Annotated in this window: 21 protein-coding genes; 11 read left to right on the top strand and 10 right to left on the bottom strand. The window is 61.3% G+C overall.

Annotation, left to right across the window (positions count from 1 at the left end):
• Window positions 1-218: ZIP family metal transporter (locus UW3_RS29630; protein WP_010223389.1), on the top strand; the 218-nt coding region annotated here is incomplete at its 5' end.
• A 15-nt stretch (window positions 219-233) separates the two neighbouring features.
• Here UW3_RS29630 and UW3_RS0115330 read toward each other — a convergent pair.
• From UW3_RS0115330 to UW3_RS0115285, 10 genes are all read right to left on the bottom strand, one after another.
• On the bottom strand, window positions 234-506 hold the full coding sequence (locus UW3_RS0115330) for an HPr family phosphocarrier protein (protein ID WP_010223388.1): 273 nt from the start codon (window positions 504-506) through the stop codon (window positions 234-236).
• A 20-nt stretch (window positions 507-526) separates the two neighbouring features.
• Window positions 527-1,381, bottom strand: coding sequence for an RNase adapter RapZ (rapZ, locus tag UW3_RS0115325; protein ID WP_010223387.1), 855 nt, complete (start codon window positions 1,379-1,381; stop codon window positions 527-529).
• 2 nt (window positions 1,382-1,383) lie between these two features.
• The gene (gene ptsN, locus UW3_RS0115320; RefSeq protein WP_010223386.1) at window positions 1,384-1,848 is read right to left on the bottom strand and encodes a PTS IIA-like nitrogen regulatory protein PtsN; all 465 of its coding nucleotides are present in this window, start codon (window positions 1,846-1,848) and stop codon (window positions 1,384-1,386) included.
• A 12-nt stretch (window positions 1,849-1,860) separates the two neighbouring features.
• Window positions 1,861-2,169, bottom strand: a complete 309-nt coding sequence (hpf, locus tag UW3_RS0115315; protein WP_010223385.1) for a ribosome hibernation-promoting factor, HPF/YfiA family — start codon at window positions 2,167-2,169, stop codon at window positions 1,861-1,863.
• 81 nt (window positions 2,170-2,250) lie between these two features.
• Window positions 2,251-3,744 carry an RNA polymerase factor sigma-54 gene (locus UW3_RS0115310; protein WP_010223384.1) on the bottom strand — a complete coding sequence of 498 codons (1,494 nt, stop codon included), beginning with the start codon at window positions 3,742-3,744 and terminating at the stop codon, window positions 2,251-2,253.
• A 179-nt stretch (window positions 3,745-3,923) separates the two neighbouring features.
• Complete coding sequence (lptB, locus tag UW3_RS0115305) at window positions 3,924-4,649, bottom strand: LPS export ABC transporter ATP-binding protein (RefSeq protein WP_010223383.1); 726 nt, start codon at window positions 4,647-4,649, stop codon at window positions 3,924-3,926.
• Window positions 4,650-5,174, bottom strand: a complete 525-nt coding sequence (gene lptA / locus UW3_RS0115300) for a lipopolysaccharide transport periplasmic protein LptA (RefSeq protein ID WP_010223382.1) — start codon at window positions 5,172-5,174, stop codon at window positions 4,650-4,652.
• Window positions 5,161-5,736, bottom strand: coding sequence for an LPS export ABC transporter periplasmic protein LptC (gene lptC / locus UW3_RS0115295; RefSeq protein WP_010223381.1), 576 nt, complete (start codon window positions 5,734-5,736; stop codon window positions 5,161-5,163). The genes lptA and lptC overlap by 14 nt, the downstream gene beginning before the upstream one ends.
• Window positions 5,737-5,744: 8 nt before the next feature.
• The gene (locus tag UW3_RS0115290; protein WP_010223380.1) at window positions 5,745-6,269 is read right to left on the bottom strand and encodes a KdsC family phosphatase; all 525 of its coding nucleotides are present in this window, start codon (window positions 6,267-6,269) and stop codon (window positions 5,745-5,747) included.
• Window positions 6,270-7,244 carry a KpsF/GutQ family sugar-phosphate isomerase gene (locus UW3_RS0115285; protein ID WP_010223379.1) on the bottom strand — a complete coding sequence of 325 codons (975 nt, stop codon included), beginning with the start codon at window positions 7,242-7,244 and terminating at the stop codon, window positions 6,270-6,272. It lies immediately after the preceding gene.
• Between the two features lie 244 nt (window positions 7,245-7,488).
• On the opposite strand from UW3_RS0115285, the gene UW3_RS0115280 reads away from it, so the two are divergent.
• The 10 genes from UW3_RS0115280 (at window position 7,489) to hisC (ending at window position 15,425) form a co-directional block, all read left to right on the top strand.
• Window positions 7,489-8,298, top strand: coding sequence for an ATP-binding cassette domain-containing protein (locus UW3_RS0115280; RefSeq protein ID WP_010223378.1), 810 nt, complete (start codon window positions 7,489-7,491; stop codon window positions 8,296-8,298).
• A complete protein-coding gene (mlaE, locus tag UW3_RS0115275; RefSeq protein ID WP_010223377.1) occupies window positions 8,298-9,095 on the top strand; it encodes a lipid asymmetry maintenance ABC transporter permease subunit MlaE in 798 nt (265 codons plus the stop codon). The genes UW3_RS0115280 and mlaE overlap by 1 nt, the downstream gene beginning before the upstream one ends.
• Entirely contained in the window at window positions 9,095-9,562 is a 468-nt protein-coding gene (mlaD, locus tag UW3_RS0115270; protein ID WP_010223376.1) for an outer membrane lipid asymmetry maintenance protein MlaD, read from the top strand. The genes mlaE and mlaD overlap by 1 nt, the downstream gene beginning before the upstream one ends.
• Window positions 9,563-9,571: 9 nt before the next feature.
• Complete coding sequence (locus UW3_RS0115265; protein ID WP_010223375.1) at window positions 9,572-10,222, top strand: MlaC/ttg2D family ABC transporter substrate-binding protein; 651 nt, start codon at window positions 9,572-9,574, stop codon at window positions 10,220-10,222.
• Complete coding sequence (locus UW3_RS0115260; RefSeq protein ID WP_010223374.1) at window positions 10,219-10,524, top strand: STAS domain-containing protein; 306 nt, start codon at window positions 10,219-10,221, stop codon at window positions 10,522-10,524. The genes UW3_RS0115265 and UW3_RS0115260 overlap by 4 nt, the downstream gene beginning before the upstream one ends.
• Before the next feature lie 115 nt (window positions 10,525-10,639).
• Window positions 10,640-10,879, top strand: coding sequence for a BolA family protein (locus UW3_RS0115255; protein ID WP_010223373.1), 240 nt, complete (start codon window positions 10,640-10,642; stop codon window positions 10,877-10,879).
• A 23-nt stretch (window positions 10,880-10,902) separates the two neighbouring features.
• Complete coding sequence (gene murA, locus UW3_RS0115250) at window positions 10,903-12,168, top strand: UDP-N-acetylglucosamine 1-carboxyvinyltransferase (RefSeq protein ID WP_010223372.1); 1,266 nt, start codon at window positions 10,903-10,905, stop codon at window positions 12,166-12,168.
• Window positions 12,169-12,275: 107 nt separating this feature from the next.
• On the top strand, window positions 12,276-12,911 hold the full coding sequence (gene hisG / locus UW3_RS0115245; RefSeq protein ID WP_010223371.1) for an ATP phosphoribosyltransferase: 636 nt from the start codon (window positions 12,276-12,278) through the stop codon (window positions 12,909-12,911).
• A gap of 136 nt (window positions 12,912-13,047) precedes the next feature.
• Window positions 13,048-14,376 carry a histidinol dehydrogenase gene (gene hisD, locus UW3_RS0115240; RefSeq protein ID WP_010223370.1) on the top strand — a complete coding sequence of 443 codons (1,329 nt, stop codon included), beginning with the start codon at window positions 13,048-13,050 and terminating at the stop codon, window positions 14,374-14,376.
• Window positions 14,377-14,378: 2 nt separating this feature from the next.
• The gene (gene hisC / locus UW3_RS0115235) at window positions 14,379-15,425 is read left to right on the top strand and encodes a histidinol-phosphate transaminase (protein ID WP_010223369.1); all 1,047 of its coding nucleotides are present in this window, start codon (window positions 14,379-14,381) and stop codon (window positions 15,423-15,425) included.
• Window positions 15,426-15,469 lie beyond the last annotated feature (44 nt).

Here is a 15,469-nt window from a genome sequence, read left to right as displayed (position 1 = left end):
TGGTCGAGCCGCTGGCGGCGGTGGTGTGCGCCTGGCTGGTTAGCGTGGCGGAGTTGTTGCTGCCATTGGGGCTGGCCTGCGCGGCAGGTGCGATGTTGCTGGTGGTGACCCAGGAAATCATTCCGGAATCGCGCAGCAATGGCCATCACCGGCTGGCCAGTCTTGGCCTGTGCATCGGCTTCTGCCTGATGATGGTGATGGACACGGCGCTGTCTTGAGAAAACGGGGGCGGGTTACTCGCCCTCGTCGAAGTAGTTGTTGATCAGCTCGACCAGTGCAGCCAGTGCTGCGTCGTCTTCTTCGCCTTCGGTGTGCAGGTGCACCTGAGTGCCCTTGCCAGCTGCGAGCATCATCACGGCCATGATGCTCTTGCCGTCGACCAGGCTCTGGGGTGTACGGCCCACTCGGACCTGGCAGGGAAAGCGTCCGGCTACACCTACGAATTTCGCCGCCGCCCGGGCGTGCAGCCCCAGCTTGTTGATGATGGTGATTTCACGAGCGGGCATCGAGGCGGGGATCCTGTGGGCTAGAGGTCGCGGTGGCGAACCTGGACGTTCTTCAACGATTGTTGCAGCAGCTGTCCCAGTCGCTCGGTCAGGTACACCGAGCGGTGGTGACCGCCGGTGCAGCCGATGGCAATGGTGACATAGGCGCGGTTGCTGGCGGCAAAGCGTGGCAACCATTTGAGCAGGTAGCTGGAGATGTCCTGGAACATGTCCTCGACATCCGGCTGTGCTGCCAGGTAGTCGATCACCGGTTGCTCCAGCCCTGAATGGTCGCGAAGTTCCGGCTTCCAGTAAGGGTTGGGCAGGCAGCGCACATCGAACACCAGGTCGGCGTCTACCGGCATGCCGCGCTTGAAGCCGAAGGACTCGACCAGGAAGGCCGTGCCTGGCTCCGGCTGGTTCAGCAGGCGCAACTTGATCGAATCACGCAACTGATAGAGGTTCAGGTTGGTGGTGTCGATCTTCAAGTCAGCGAGGTCGGCGATCGGCCCGAGCAAATCGCTCTCGACCTTGATGGCTTCGGCCAACGAGCGTTCGGCATTGGTCAGCGGGTGGCGGCGACGGGTTTCCGAGAAACGCTTGAGCAGGGTTTCTTCGTCGGCGTCCAGGTACAGGACATCGCACTGGATGTGCCGGCTACGGGCTTCCTCAAGCAGTTCGGGGAAGCGCGTGAGGTGGCTTGGCAGGTTGCGCGCGTCGATCGACACCGCCACCTTGGGCTGCATCAGTTCGGTATTGATCAGGGCGTTTTCGGCCAGCTGCGGCAGCAAGCCCGCCGGCAGGTTGTCGATGCAGTAGTAACCGTTGTCCTCAAGTACATCGAGGGCGGTGCTCTTGCCGGAGCCGGACCGGCCGCTAACGATGATCAAGCGCATGTTCAGTGCCCGTTCTGTACGTCCAGTACGACCTGGTACAAGGATTCGTTACTGGTGGCCGCACGCAGTTTGTCGCGTACGTCCTTGCTATCGAGCATGCTGGCGATCTGGCGCAGCAGCTCCAGGTGCGCATCGGTAGCCGCTTCCGGGACCAGCAGTACGAACAGCAGGTCGACCGGGGCGCCATCGATGGCGTCGAAATCGATAGGGGCGTCAAGGTGCAACAGTGCGCTGACCGGCGATTCGCAGCCCTTGAGGCGGCAATGCGGAATGGCAATGCCGTTGCCGAAGCCGGTAGAGCCCAGTTTTTCCCGGGCGATCAGGGCTTCGTACACGTCCTGGGTGTCCAGCTCGGGCACTTGTTTGCCGATCAGATTGGCGATCTGTTCGAGCGCACGCTTTTTACTGCCGCCCGGCACGTTCACAAGGGAACGGCCGGGGGTCAGGATGGTTTCAAGTCGGATCATGGATGAGGGGGATCAGCGGGCCGCTGCACCTTGCAGCAGGCTTTGCTGTTTTTCCTTGTGTTTTTTCAGTTGGCGGTCGAGCTTGTCAGTCAAGGCATCGATCGCTGCATACATGTCTTGGTGTTCGGCATTTGCAACCACTTCGCCGCCGGGAATGAACAGCGTTGCTTCAATCTTCTGCTGCAACTTCTCGACCTTCATGATTACCGTCACATTGGTAATCTTGTCGAAATGCCCCTCCAGCCGTTTCAACTTCTGCTCGACGTACTCACGCAGGGGCTGAGTAACTTCTACATGCTGTCCACTGATATTGACTTGCATACAGCTTCTCCTTTGTTGCCGGTGCATAAGAGGCAGGTGTTGCGCCTGCCACTGAACTGCGGTGGCACACCTCAGGAGCCGTTACATCAATCGCTTGCGCTCGCTCGACGGTGCAATGCCGAGGGACTCGCGGTACTTGGCGACGGTGCGACGTGCTACCTGGATGCCTTGTGCCTCCAGTAAACCAGCGATCTTGCTGTCACTCAATGGCTTTTTCTGATTTTCCGCTGCAACCAGTTTTTTGATGATCGCGCGGATCGCCGTGGACGAGCACTCGCCGCCTTCGGAGGTGCTGACGTGGCTAGAGAAAAAGTACTTCAGCTCGTAAATACCGCGAGGGGTGTGCATGTATTTTTGCGTGGTGACCCGGGAAATGGTCGATTCGTGCATGCCCACCGCTTCAGCGATATCGTGCAGCACCAGCGGCTTCATCGCCTCATCGCCGTGATCGAGGAAGCCACGCTGGTGCTCGACGATCTGGGTGGCGACCTTCATCAGGGTCTCGTTACGGCTTTGCAGGCTCTTGATGAACCAGCGCGCCTCTTGCAACTGGTTGCGCATGAAGGTGTTGTCGGCGCTGGTGTCGGCGCGGCGAACGAAGCCGGCGTACTGCGGGTTGACCCGCAGGCGCGGTACCGCTTCCTGGTTGAGCTCGACCAGCCAGCGCTCGTTGTCCTTGCGCACGATCACGTCCGGCACCACGTATTCGGCTTCGCTGGACTCGATCTGCGAACCTGGGCGCGGGTTGAGGCTCTGCACCAGTTCGATGACCTGGCGCAGTTCATCTTCCTTGAGCTTCATGCGGCGCATCAGCTGGCTGTAGTCGCGGCCACCGAGCAGGTCGATGTAGTCGCTGACCAGGCGCTGGGCCTCGGCCATCCACGGGGTGCCTGGCGGCAGTTGGCGCAATTGCAGCAACAGGCACTCGCTGAGGTTGCGCGCGCCGATGCCGGCCGGTTCGAACTGTTGAATACGGTGCAGCACGGCTTCGACTTCATCCAGCTCGATGTCGAGCTCGGGGTCGAAGGAGTCGCAGATTTCTTCCAGGGTTTCGTCGAGGTAGCCCTGGTTGTTGATGCAGTCGATCAGGGTCACGGCGATCAGCCGGTCGGTGTCGGACATCGGTGCCAGGTTGAGCTGCCAGAGCAGGTGGCTCTGCAGGCTTTCGCCAGCGGAGGTGCGGGTGGTGAAGTCCCACTCGTCATCGTCGTTGCTGGGCAGGCTGCTGGCGCTGGTCTGGTAGATGTCTTCCCAGGCGGTATCGACCGGTAGCTCGTTGGGGATGCGCTCGTTCCATTCGCCTTCTTCGAGGTTGTCCACCGTCGGGGCGGTCTCCTGGAAGCTGGTTTCCTGAACTTCGGCGACGGGTTTGCTCTCGGCGTTGTCGGCCATCGGGTCGCTGTTGTCGAAGTCGTCGCCGTCTTCCTGGCGTTCGAGCATCGGGTTTGATTCCAGCGCTTCCTGGATTTCCTGCTGGAGGTCCAGGGTAGAAAGCTGGAGCAGACGTATGGCCTGTTGCAACTGCGGGGTCATCGTCAGTTGCTGGCCCATTCTTAGGACGAGCGATGGTTTCATGGCAGGGGCTTAACACCTTATTTGCCGGCGCACATGCGCCATCCACTACAAGGGCACCGAAGCGCCAACTTTAAGCAAATTATATGCCTGAAATTGCAGCGTTTGCCTAGAGCGCCGTAACAATTAAGCCATGAACTGGCTTGATCGAGAGCGCTCTGGCAGCGCCTTACACCTTGAGCCTACAGGCGGAACTCATGGCCGAGGTAAACCTCTTTGACCAGATCGTTGGCCAGGATGGTCTCTGCATCGCCTTCGGCGATCAGTTGGCCATCGTTGACGATGTAAGCGGTTTCACAGATATCCAGGGTTTCACGGACGTTGTGGTCGGTGATCAGAACGCCAATGCCCTTGGCCTTCAGGTGGTGGATGATCTGCTTGATGTCGCCGACCGAGATCGGGTCGACACCGGCAAAGGGTTCGTCGAGCAAAATGAACTTCGGCGCAGTGGCCAGGGCGCGGGCGATCTCGACGCGGCGACGCTCGCCACCGGAGAGGCTCATGCCGAGGTTGTCGCGGATGTGGCTGATGTGGAATTCCTGCAGCAGGCTTTCCAGTTCCTTGCGCCGGCCATCGCGGTCGAGGTCCTTGCGGGTTTCAAGGATGGCCATGATGTTGTCGGCCACCGACAGCTTGCGAAAGATCGAGGCTTCCTGCGGCAGGTAGCCGATACCGGCGCGCGCGCGGCCGTGCATGGGCTGATGGCTGACATCGTGGTCGTCGATCAGGACGCGGCCCTGATCGGCCTGGACCAGGCCGACGATCATGTAGAAACAGGTGGTCTTGCCGGCGCCGTTGGGGCCGAGCAGGCCGACGATCTGGCCGCTGTCGATCGACAGGCTGACGTCGCGGACCACTTGCCGGCTCTTGTAGCTCTTGGCCAGGTGCTGGGCTTTGAGGGTTGCCATTTACTCGGCCTTCTTCTTCGGCTGGATCACCATGTCGATGCGTGGGCGCGACTCGGTGACTTTGCCACCGCGACCGGCGGTAGCGATCTGTTTCACCGTGTCGTAGACGATCTTCTCGCCTTCGGTGGTGTTGCCTTCGTTGATCACTTTGGCGCGGTCGATCAGGACGATGCGGTTTTGCGGCGCATTGTACTGGATGGTCTTGCCATAGCCTTGCATCTTGTCTGGCTTGGCCGCGCTCTGCTGCTGTTCGAAGTAGGCCAGGTTGCCCACCGAGGTCACCACGTCGATGTCGCCACCGGCAGTGCGGGTGATGGTCACGGTGTTGCCTTTGATCATCATCGAGCCCTGGGTGATGATCACGTCACCGGTGTAGGTGGCGACGCCTTGTTTGTCATCCAGTTGAGCATGGTCAGCCTGGATACGGATCGGCTGGTCACGGTCGGTCGGCAGGGCCCAGGCGCTCGCGCTTCCCAGTGCTGCGCTCAGGCTGAGCAAAAAGGGGAGGGTTTTAACGAGCCTCATACTGTCCTCTTACGTTGGACAGCAGGTCCATCCTGCCGTCTTTCAAATACGCTTTCATTCCATTGCCCGTAGTTACGCCACCGGCGCCGTCGATTCTAACGGCTTGCTCGGTTTGCGCATATTGCTTCTGCGGGAATACCGTCATGCGGCTGGTGGTAATGATCATGGTGCGGTTTTTTTCATCGGTGCGGGCAACCCGTACCGAGTCGATCAGTTCGACTTCGCTGCCATCGGGGTTGACCTCGCCGCGCTCGCTTTGCACGTGCCACGGGTAAGTGGTGCCACGGTACATCTGCAGGTCCGGCGTGGTCAGCAAGGTCACTTCGCTGGCCTTGAGGTGCTCGACCTTGTCGGCAGTCATCTCGTACTGCATCTTGCCGTCGGGCAGGAACTGCACGCTGCGGGCGTTCACGGCGTAATAGTCAATGGCGCTCTGGTCGGGCCCGACAACAGGCTTGTTGTCGAGGAAGCTCTCAGGGCTGATGTTCCAGTAGCCGATCGCCACCAGCAAGGCGGCAATCACACTGAACAGCGCAATATTGCGGATTTTCTTACTGAACATGTGTCGCTCTACAGGTAATGGCTGTTGGCCGCTTCAAGATTGCCCTGGGCTTGCAGGATCAGTTCGCAGAACTCGCGAGCGGCACCTTCGCCGCCGCGCGCCAGGGTCACCCCATGAGCGTGCTCGCGAACGAAGGCGGCGGCGTTGGCCACCGCCATGCCCAGCCCGACCCGTCGGATCACGGGCAGGTCAGGCAGGTCGTCGCCCAGATAGGCAACCTGTTCATAGCTTAGGTTGAGCTGGCCAAGAAGCTCGTCCAATACCACCAATTTATCTTCGCGGCCCTGGTACAGGTGAGGAATGCCGAGGTTCTTTGCCCGGCGCTCGACCACCGGGGTCTTGCGCCCGCTGATGATGGCGGTGGTCACGCCCGAGTTCATGAGCATCTTGATGCCCTGGCCGTCGAGGGTGTTGAAGGTCTTGAATTCGCTGCCGTCTTCGAGAAAGTACAGGCGCCCATCGGTGAGTACGCCGTCTACGTCGAAAACTGCCAGTTTGATGGCTTTGCCGCGCTGGAGCAGGTCCTGGGTCATTTACATCACTCCCGCACGCAACAGGTCGTGCATGTTCAGGGCGCCAACCGGGCGCTCGTCCTTGTCGATCACCACCAGGGCGCTGATCTTGTGGTCTTCCATGATCTTCAGGGCCTCGGCGGCGAGCATCTCGGCGCGGGCGGTCTTGCCGTGGGCAGTCATGACTTCCTCGATGAGGGTCTTGTGCACATCGATGTTGCGATCGAGGCTACGGCGCAGATCGCCGTCGGTGAAGATCCCGGCCAGCCGTCCGTCGGCTTCGAGTACCACGGTCATGCCCAAACCTTTGCGAGACATTTCGAGGAGCGCGTCCTTGAGCAGGGTACCGCGCTGAACCTGCGGCAACTCGTCGCCAGCGTGCATGACGTTCTCGACTTTGAGCAGCAGGCGTCGGCCGAGGGCGCCGCCAGGGTGCGAGAACGCGAAGTCTTCAGCGGTAAAGCCGCGGGCCTCGAGCAGCGCGATGGCCAGGGCATCGCCCAGTACCAGTGCTGCGGTGGTCGAGGAGGTCGGTGCCAGGTTGAGCGGGCAGGCTTCCTGGGCGACGCGGGCGTCGAGGTTGACTTCGGCGGCCTTGGCCAGCGGCGAGTCGGGGTTGCCGGTGAGGCTGATCAACTGGATGCCCAGGCGCTTGATCAGCGGCAACAGGGTGACGATCTCGGCCGTCGAGCCCGAGTTGGACAGGGCCAGGATCACGTCATCACGGGTAATCATGCCCATGTCGCCATGGCTGGCTTCGGCCGGGTGGACGAAAAACGCCGGCGTACCGGTGCTGGCCAGGGTGGCGGCGATCTTGTTGCCGATGTGCCCCGACTTGCCCATGCCGACCACCACTACCCGGCCTTTGCTGGCCAGGATCAGCTCGCATGCCTTGACGAAATCGGCGTCGATGTGGGCCAGCAGGCCCTCAACCGCCTCGAGTTCGAAACGGATGGTGCGCTGCGCGGATTGGATCAGGTCGCTGGATTGGCTCATGTCGAAAATCGGATTGCCTGATGAAAAGGCGGCGATTATAGCGGTAAAGGGCAAAAGCCTCACCTTGTGATTGTCATACAGTCGTCCACTTAGCTTAACCATACCTGAACAAGCACCGTGGCGGCCTTGGGGCGGCCCTATCAGCGGTGCTATAGTTCGCTGCTGTTCGGCCCGCTCGGTGCGGGCGTGCCTCCACGAAGGGGGCGCGCGTCTGAGTGAGAAGGCTGCATCGCAAGGAGTCTAGATGAGCGTTGATAACGCCTACGCGGTCGAATTGAAGGGCGTAACCTTCAAGCGCGGTTCGCGCAGCATCTTCAATAATGTCGACATACGCATTCCGCGCGGCAAGGTTACCGGTATCATGGGGCCTTCCGGGTGCGGCAAGACCACGCTGCTGAGGCTGATGGGCGCACAGTTGCGTCCGGCCAGCGGCGAAGTCTGGGTGGCAGGGCAGAATCTGCCGACCCTGTCGCGCAGTGACCTGTTCGATGCCCGCAAGCAAATGGGCGTGCTGTTCCAGAGCGGCGCGCTGTTCACCGATCTCGATGTGTTCGAGAACGTCGCCTTCCCGCTGCGGGTACATACCCAGCTGTCCGACGAGATGATTCGCGACATCGTCCTGATGAAGCTCCAGGCCGTTGGCCTGCGCGGCGCCATCGAGCTGATGCCCGACGAGTTGTCCGGTGGCATGAAGCGTCGCGTCGCCCTGGCCAGGGCCATCGCTCTGGACCCGCAGATCCTCATGTACGACGAGCCGTTCGTCGGCCAGGATCCGATTGCCATGGGGGTGCTGGTACGGCTGATCCGCCTGCTCAACGACGCCCTGGGCATCACCAGTATCGTGGTTTCCCATGATCTGGCCGAAACCGCCAGCATTGCCGACTACATCTACGTGGTGGGTGATGGTCAGGTCCTGGGGCAGGGCACGCCAGAGGAACTGATGGGCTCCGATAACCCGCGCATTCGTCAATTCATGAAAGGCGATCCGGATGGTCCGGTGCCCTTTCACTTTCCTGCGCCGGATTACCGCGCCGATCTTCTGGGGAAGCGTTGATGCGCAAAAAATCCATGCTCGAACGTATTCGTCGTTTTGGCCGTTCGGCCATCGACGTGCTGGCCGTACTCGGCCGCTCCTTTTTGTTCCTGCTGCATTCGCTGGTAGGGCGCAGCGGCACCGGCGGCGGCTTCCAGCTGCTGGTCCGGCAGCTGTATTCGGTTGGCGTGCTGTCGCTGGCGATCATTGTCGTTTCCGGGGTGTTCATCGGCATGGTGCTGGCCCTGCAGGGGTTCAGCATCCTGACCAAGTACGGCTCGGAACAGGCGGTGGGGCAGATGGTTGCCCTGACCTTGCTGCGTGAACTCGGGCCGGTGGTTACCGCCTTGCTGTTTGCCGGCCGTGCAGGCTCGGCGCTGACCGCCGAGATCGGCAACATGAAGTCCACCGAGCAGTTGTCCAGCCTGGAAATGATCGGTGTCGACCCGCTCAAGTACATCGTTGCCCCACGGTTGTGGGCCGGTTTCATCTCCCTGCCGTTGCTGGCGCTGATCTTCAGCGTGGTCGGCATCTGGGGTGGCTCCTGGGTTGCCGTGGACTGGCTGGGCGTCTATGAAGGCTCGTTCTGGGCCAACATGCAGAACAGTGTTTCCTTTACCGACGATGTGCTCAACGGGGTGATCAAGAGCCTGGTTTTTGCCTTCGTCGTGACCTGGATTGCCGTATTCCAGGGCTATGACTGCGAGCCCACTTCAGAGGGGATCAGTCGTGCCACTACCAAGACCGTGGTCTATGCCTCATTGGCAGTCCTGGGTCTGGACTTTATTCTGACCGCCTTGATGTTTGGAGATTTCTGATGCAAAACCGCACCCTGGAAATCGGTGTCGGCCTGTTTCTTCTGGCCGGGATCCTGGCGCTGATCCTGCTGGCCCTGCGTGTCAGCGGCCTGTCGGCGAGCCCGAGCAGCGATACCTATAAACTTTATGCCAATTTCGACAATATCGCCGGTTTGACTGTCAGAGCTAAAGTGACCATGGCCGGTGTGACCATCGGCAAGGTCACCGCCATCGATCTGGATCGTGACACCTTTACCGGTCGGGTGACGCTGCAGCTGGAAAAACGGGTAGACAATCTGCCGGTCGACTCCACTGCATCTATCCTCACCGCAGGGCTGCTCGGCGAGAAGTACATCGGTATCAGCGTGGGCGGAGAAGATGCGGTGCTCAAGGATGGTGCAACCATTCACGACACCCAGTCGGCGCTGGTACTGGAAGATCTGATTGGCAAGTTCCTGCTCAATACCGTTGGCAAAGAAGCTAAATAAGGAGTTTCCATGATTTCTATCCTGCGACGCAGCTTGCTGGTGTTGCTGGCAGCGCTGCCACTGATGGCCGGCGCGGCTGCTCAGTCCCCCAAAGAGGTGATCGAGAAGACCACCAGCCAGTTGTTGTCTGACCTCAAGACCAACAAAGAACAGTACAAGGCCAACCCGAGTGCGTTCTACGATGCGCTCAATGCCAACCTGGGCCCGGTCGTCGATGCCGACGGCATCTCGAAAAGCATCATGACCGTCAAGTATTCGCGCCAGGCCAGCCCGGCGCAGATGCAGCGCTTCCAGGAGAACTTCAAGCGCAGCCTGATGCAGTTCTACGGCAACGCCCTGCTCGAATACAACAACCAGGGCATCACTGTCGGCAATGCCAAGCAGGACGGTGATGAGCGCGCCAGCGTCGACATGACGGTCAAGGGCAACAACGGTGCCGTTTACCCGGTGCAGTACACCCTGACCAAGCTCAATGGCGAGTGGAAAGTGCGTAACGTCATCGTCAACGGCATCAACATCGGCAAGCTGTTCCGTGACCAGTTCGCCGACGCCATGCAGCGCAACGGCAACAACCTGGACAAGACCATCGACGGCTGGGCCGGCGAAGTGGCCAAGGCCAAGGAGTCCACCGAGCAAGCGGCCGAGAAGCAAGCGCAATGACCGACAACGCCGTGACCATGAGCGAGCCGGGTGTATTGAACCTGGCCGGGGTCCTGGATTACCGCAGCGGGCCTGCCTTGCGCAAGGAAGGCAAGGCCCTGATCGCGGCGTGCAAGGCCCAGGCTTTGGTGCTGGATTGCTCGAAGGTCGAGAAATCCAGCAGCGTCGGCCTGTCCCTGCTGCTGGCGTTCATGCGCGATGGCAAGGCGGCGGGCAAGGCCGTGCAGGTCCGCTCCATGCCCCAGGACATGCGTGAAATCGCCGAAGTTTATGACCTCGATGAGGTGCTGGCCGGTCAATGACCGCCAGCCAGCGACTGGCCCCTCTGTCAGAGTCTCCGATTACGGGGTTCGCAGGCGAGGGGCTTTTTTGTATGATGGCCGACCCGCGCGCACAGGGCGCCGATTGAGGTTGAGCATGCAGGCCGTAGAAGTTAAGAACTTCCTTGAAGAAAAGTTGCCGGGAACCCGGGTCGAAGTTGAAGGCGAAGGCTGCAACTTCCAGTTGAACGTGATCAGCGATGAATTGGCGGCCCTGAGCCCGGTCAAGCGTCAGCAGCAGATCTATGCTCACCTTAACCCGTGGATCACCGATGGCAGCATCCATGCGGTAACCATGAAATTTTTCAGCAGCGCAGCCTGGGCTGAGCGCACCTGAGCCAACTTGGCGGCGAGACTCTAATGGACAAACTGATTATTACTGGCGGCGTTCGCCTCGATGGCGAAATCCGCATTTCCGGGGCAAAGAACGCTGCCCTGCCGATTCTGGCGGCGACCTTGCTCTGCGATGGCCCGGTCACCGTGGGCAACCTGCCACACCTGCACGACATCACCACGATGATCGAGCTGTTCGGCCGCATGGGCATTGAGCCGGTGATCGACGAGAAGCTCTCGGTCGAAATCGACCCACGCACCATCAAGACCCTGGTCGCGCCGTACGAGCTGGTGAAAACCATGCGCGCCTCGATCCTGGTGCTGGGCCCGATGGTCGCCCGTTTCGGCGAGGCCGAAGTGGCCCTGCCTGGCGGTTGCGCCATTGGTTCGCGTCCGGTCGACCTGCACATCCGTGGCCTGGAAGCCATGGGCGCGAAGATCGAGGTCGAAGGCGGCTACATCAAGGCCAAGGCCCCTGAAGGCGGCCTGCGTGGCGCGCACTTCTTCTTTGATACCGTCAGCGTGACCGGTACCGAGAACATCATGATGGCCGCAGCCCTGGCCAAAGGCCGCAGCGTGCTGCAAAACGCCGCGCGCGAGCCGGAAGTGGTCGACCTCGCCAACTTCCTCAACGCCATGGGCGCCAAGGTTCAGGGCGCCGGTACCGACACCATCACCATCGACGGCGTCGAGCGTCTGGGTTCGGCGACCTACCGCGTCATGCCTGACCGTATCGAAACCGGTACCTACCTGGTGGCTGCTGCCGTTACTGGCGGCCGCGTCAAGGTCAAGGACACCGATCCGACCATCCTCGAAGCCGTCCTTGAAAAACTCAAGGAAGCTGGTGCCGAAGTCACCACCGGTGAAGACTGGATCGAGCTGGACATGCACGGCAAGCGGCCCAAAGCCGTCAACCTGCGTACCGCTCCGTACCCAGCGTTCCCGACCGACATGCAGGCGCAGTTCATCTCCCTCAACGCCATTGCCGAAGGCACCGGCGCGGTGATCGAGACGATCTTCGAAAACCGCTTCATGCACGTCTACGAAATGCACCGCATGGGCGCCCTGATCCAGGTCGAAGGCAACACTGCCATCGTGACCGGGACCAAGACCCTCAAAGGCGCTCCAGTAATGGCCACCGACCTGCGGGCTTCGGCCAGCCTGGTGCTGTCGGCGCTGGTTGCCGAAGGTGATACGCTGATCGACCGCATCTACCACATCGACCGTGGTTACGAGTGCATCGAGGAAAAGCTGCAGATGCTCGGCGCCAAGATCCGTCGCGTACCGGGCTAGTCTGTGAATGGCGCAGGGACGCGCCAGCCAATTGCTGCACCGAATTAATGCGGTCGGGCCTGTTGAGTGCCCGGCCGGCTGTAGCCGCATAAGGACCGACGTTTCCCATGTTGACCATCGCGCTATCCAAAGGTCGGATTCTCGACGACACCCTGCCGCTGCTGGCGGAAGCCGGTATCGTTCCGACCGAGAACCCGGACAAGAGCCGCAAGCTGATCATTCCTACGACTCAGGAAGACGTTCGTCTGCTGATCGTGCGCGCCACCGACGTGCCGACCTATGTCGAGCATGGTGCCGCCGATCTGGGCGTGGCCGGCAAGGACGTGCTGATGGAGTACGGTGGCCAGGGCCTGTACGAGCCGCTGGACCTGCAGATTGCCCAGTGCAAGCTGATGACCGCCGGCAAGATCGGCGCTGCCGAGCCTAAAGGCCGTTTGCGCATCGCCACCAAGTTCGTCAACGTTGCCAAGCGCTACTACGCAGAACAAGGCCGTCAGGTCGATATCATCAAGCTGTATGGCTCGATGGAGCTGGCGCCGCTGATCGGCCTGGCCGACAAGATCATCGACGTCGTCGACACCGGCAATACCCTGCGTGCCAACGGCCTGGAACCCCAGGAACTGATTGCCACCATCAGCTCCCGGCTGGTGGTCAACAAGGCTTCGATGAAGATGCAGCACGCCCGCATCCAGAGCCTGATCGACACCCTGCGCGAAGCGGTCGAATCGCGACACCGCGGCTAAGACTTTCTACCTCCTGCGCGCGGCCTTCGCTGTCGCGCCCGTCTATCCGCGTCATAGCCAATTTTCTCGGGTGCCCGCGCGGATGGACTGGTAGCTTAGGGCGCCTGAGCATTCGCCATTTATTGAGGCCCTCGCTATGACCACGTCCACTGCAATCGCCCGACTCAATGCCGCTGACCCGGATTTCGCCCGACATCTGGATCATCTGCTGAGCTGGGAAAGTGTCTCTGACGACGCGGTCAACCAGCGCGTGCTCGACATCATCAAGGCCGTGCGCGAGCGCGGCGATGCGGCGCTGGTGGAGTTCACCCAGCGTTTCGATGGCGTGCAAGCCACTTCGATCAACGACCTGATCCTCGGTCGCGAGCGCCTGGAGCTGGCCCTGACCCGCATCACCCCGGCCCAGCGTGAAGCGCTGGAAAAAGCCGCAGAGCGGGTGCGCAGCTACCACGAACGGCAGAAGCAGGATTCCTGGAGCTACACCGAAGCCGACGGCACCGTGCTCGGCCAGAAGGTCACGCCACTGGACCGCGCCGGCCTGTATGTGCCAGGCGGCAAGGCGTCGTACCCCTCGTCGGTACTGATGAACGCGATTCCGGCCAAGGTCGCCGGTGTCGGTGAAGTGGTCATGGTGGTGCCGACCCCGCGTGGCGAGGTCAACGAGCTGGTCCTGGCCGCCGCCTGCATCGCCGGTGTCGACCGGGTCTTCACCATCGGTGGCGCCCAGGCGGTTGCCGCCCTGGCCTATGGCACCGAAAGCGTGCCACAGGTCGACAAGGTGGTTGGCCCGGGCAACATCTACGTGGCCACCGCCAAGCGTCATGTGTTCGGTCAGGTAGGTATCGACATGATCGCCGGCCCGTCGGAGATTCTTGTGGTATGCGACGGCCAGACCGACCCGGACTGGATCGCCATGGACCTGTTCTCCCAGGCCGAGCACGACGAAGATGCCCAGGCGATTCTGGTCAGCCCTGACGCCGCGTTCCTCGACAAGGTTGCCGCCAGCATCGACAAGCTGCTGCCGACCATGGAACGCGCCGAGATCATCAAGACCTCGATCAACGGCCGTGGTGCGCTGATCCAGGTGCGCGACATGCAGCAGGCGATGGACGTTGCCAACCGTATTGCGCCGGAGCACCTGGAGTTGTCGGTGGCCGATCCGCAAGCCTGGCTGCCGCAGATTCGCCATGCCGGTGCGATCTTCATGGGCCGCCACACCAGCGAAGCCCTGGGCGATTACTGCGCAGGCCCCAACCACGTACTGCCAACCTCCGGCACTGCGCGCTTCTCGTCGCCGCTGGGGGTGTACGACTTCCAGAAGCGTTCGTCGATCATCTTCTGCTCCGAGCAGGGCGCTTCCGAGCTGGGCCACACCGCCTCGGTACTGGCCCGTGGCGAATCGCTGACCGCCCACGCCCGCAGCGCCGAATACCGCATCCTTGCCGATAACAAAAAGGGGAACTGAACATGAGTAAATTCTGGAGCCCCTTCGTCAAGGACCTGGTGCCTTACGTGCCGGGCGAGCAGCCAAAGCTGGCCAAGCTGGTCAAGCTCAACACCAATGAAAACCCCTACGGCCCATCGCCCAAGGCGCTGGAAGCCATGCGTGGCGAGTTGAACGACAACCTGCGCCTGTACCCGGACCCTAACAGCGACCTGCTCAAGCAGGCGGTGGCCGAATACTACGGCGTGCAGGGCAACCAGGTATTTCTCGGCAACGGTTCGGACGAAGTGCTGGCGCACATCTTCCATGGCCTGTTCCAGCACGATGCGCCGCTGTTGTTCCCAGACATCAGCTACAGCTTCTACCCGGTCTACTGCGGCCTGTACGGCATCCCGTTCGAGGCGGTGGCGCTGGATGAGCAGTTCCAGATCCGTGTCGACGATTACCGCAAGGCCAATGGCGGGATCATCTTCCCCAACCCCAACGCACCGACCGGTTGCCTGCTGGCCCTGGAGGCCATCGAGCAACTGCTCAAGGCCAACCCGGATTCGGTGGTGGTGGTCGATGAAGCCTACATCGACTTTGGCGGCCAGACCGCCATCAGCCTGGTGGATCGCTACGACAACCTGCTGGTCACCCAGACCCTGTCCAAGTCGCGCTCGCTGGCAGGTCTGCGGGTCGGTCTGGCGGTGGGCCACCCGGACCTGATCGAGGCCCTGGAGCGAATCAAGAACAGTTTCAACTCCTACCCGCTCGATCGCATGGCGATCGTCGGTGCGGCGGCGGCGTTCGCCGACCGCGCGTACTTCGACGAAACCTGCCGCAAAGTGATCGACAGCCGCGAGTCGCTGGTCAAGGAATTGAGCGCCCGTGGTTTTGAAGTCCTGCCGTCGGCGGCCAACTTCATCTTTGCCCGTCACCCGCAGCAGGACGCCGCCGAGCTTGCGGCCCGCCTGCGCGAGCAAGGGGTGATCGTGCGGCACTTCAAGCAGGCGCGGATTGCCCAGTTCCTGCGCATCACCATCGGTACGCCGGAGCAGAACCAGGCGTTGCTTGATGCGCTGAACTGAAACTGCTCAGTCCTTATCGCGGGGCAAGCCCGCTCCCACTGTGG

The sequence above is a fragment of the Pseudomonas donghuensis genome (assembly GCF_000259195.1).
Classification (GTDB): Bacteria; Pseudomonadota; Gammaproteobacteria; order Pseudomonadales; family Pseudomonadaceae; genus Aquipseudomonas; species Aquipseudomonas donghuensis.
This window is presented reverse-complemented; position numbering and strand designations above follow the sequence as displayed.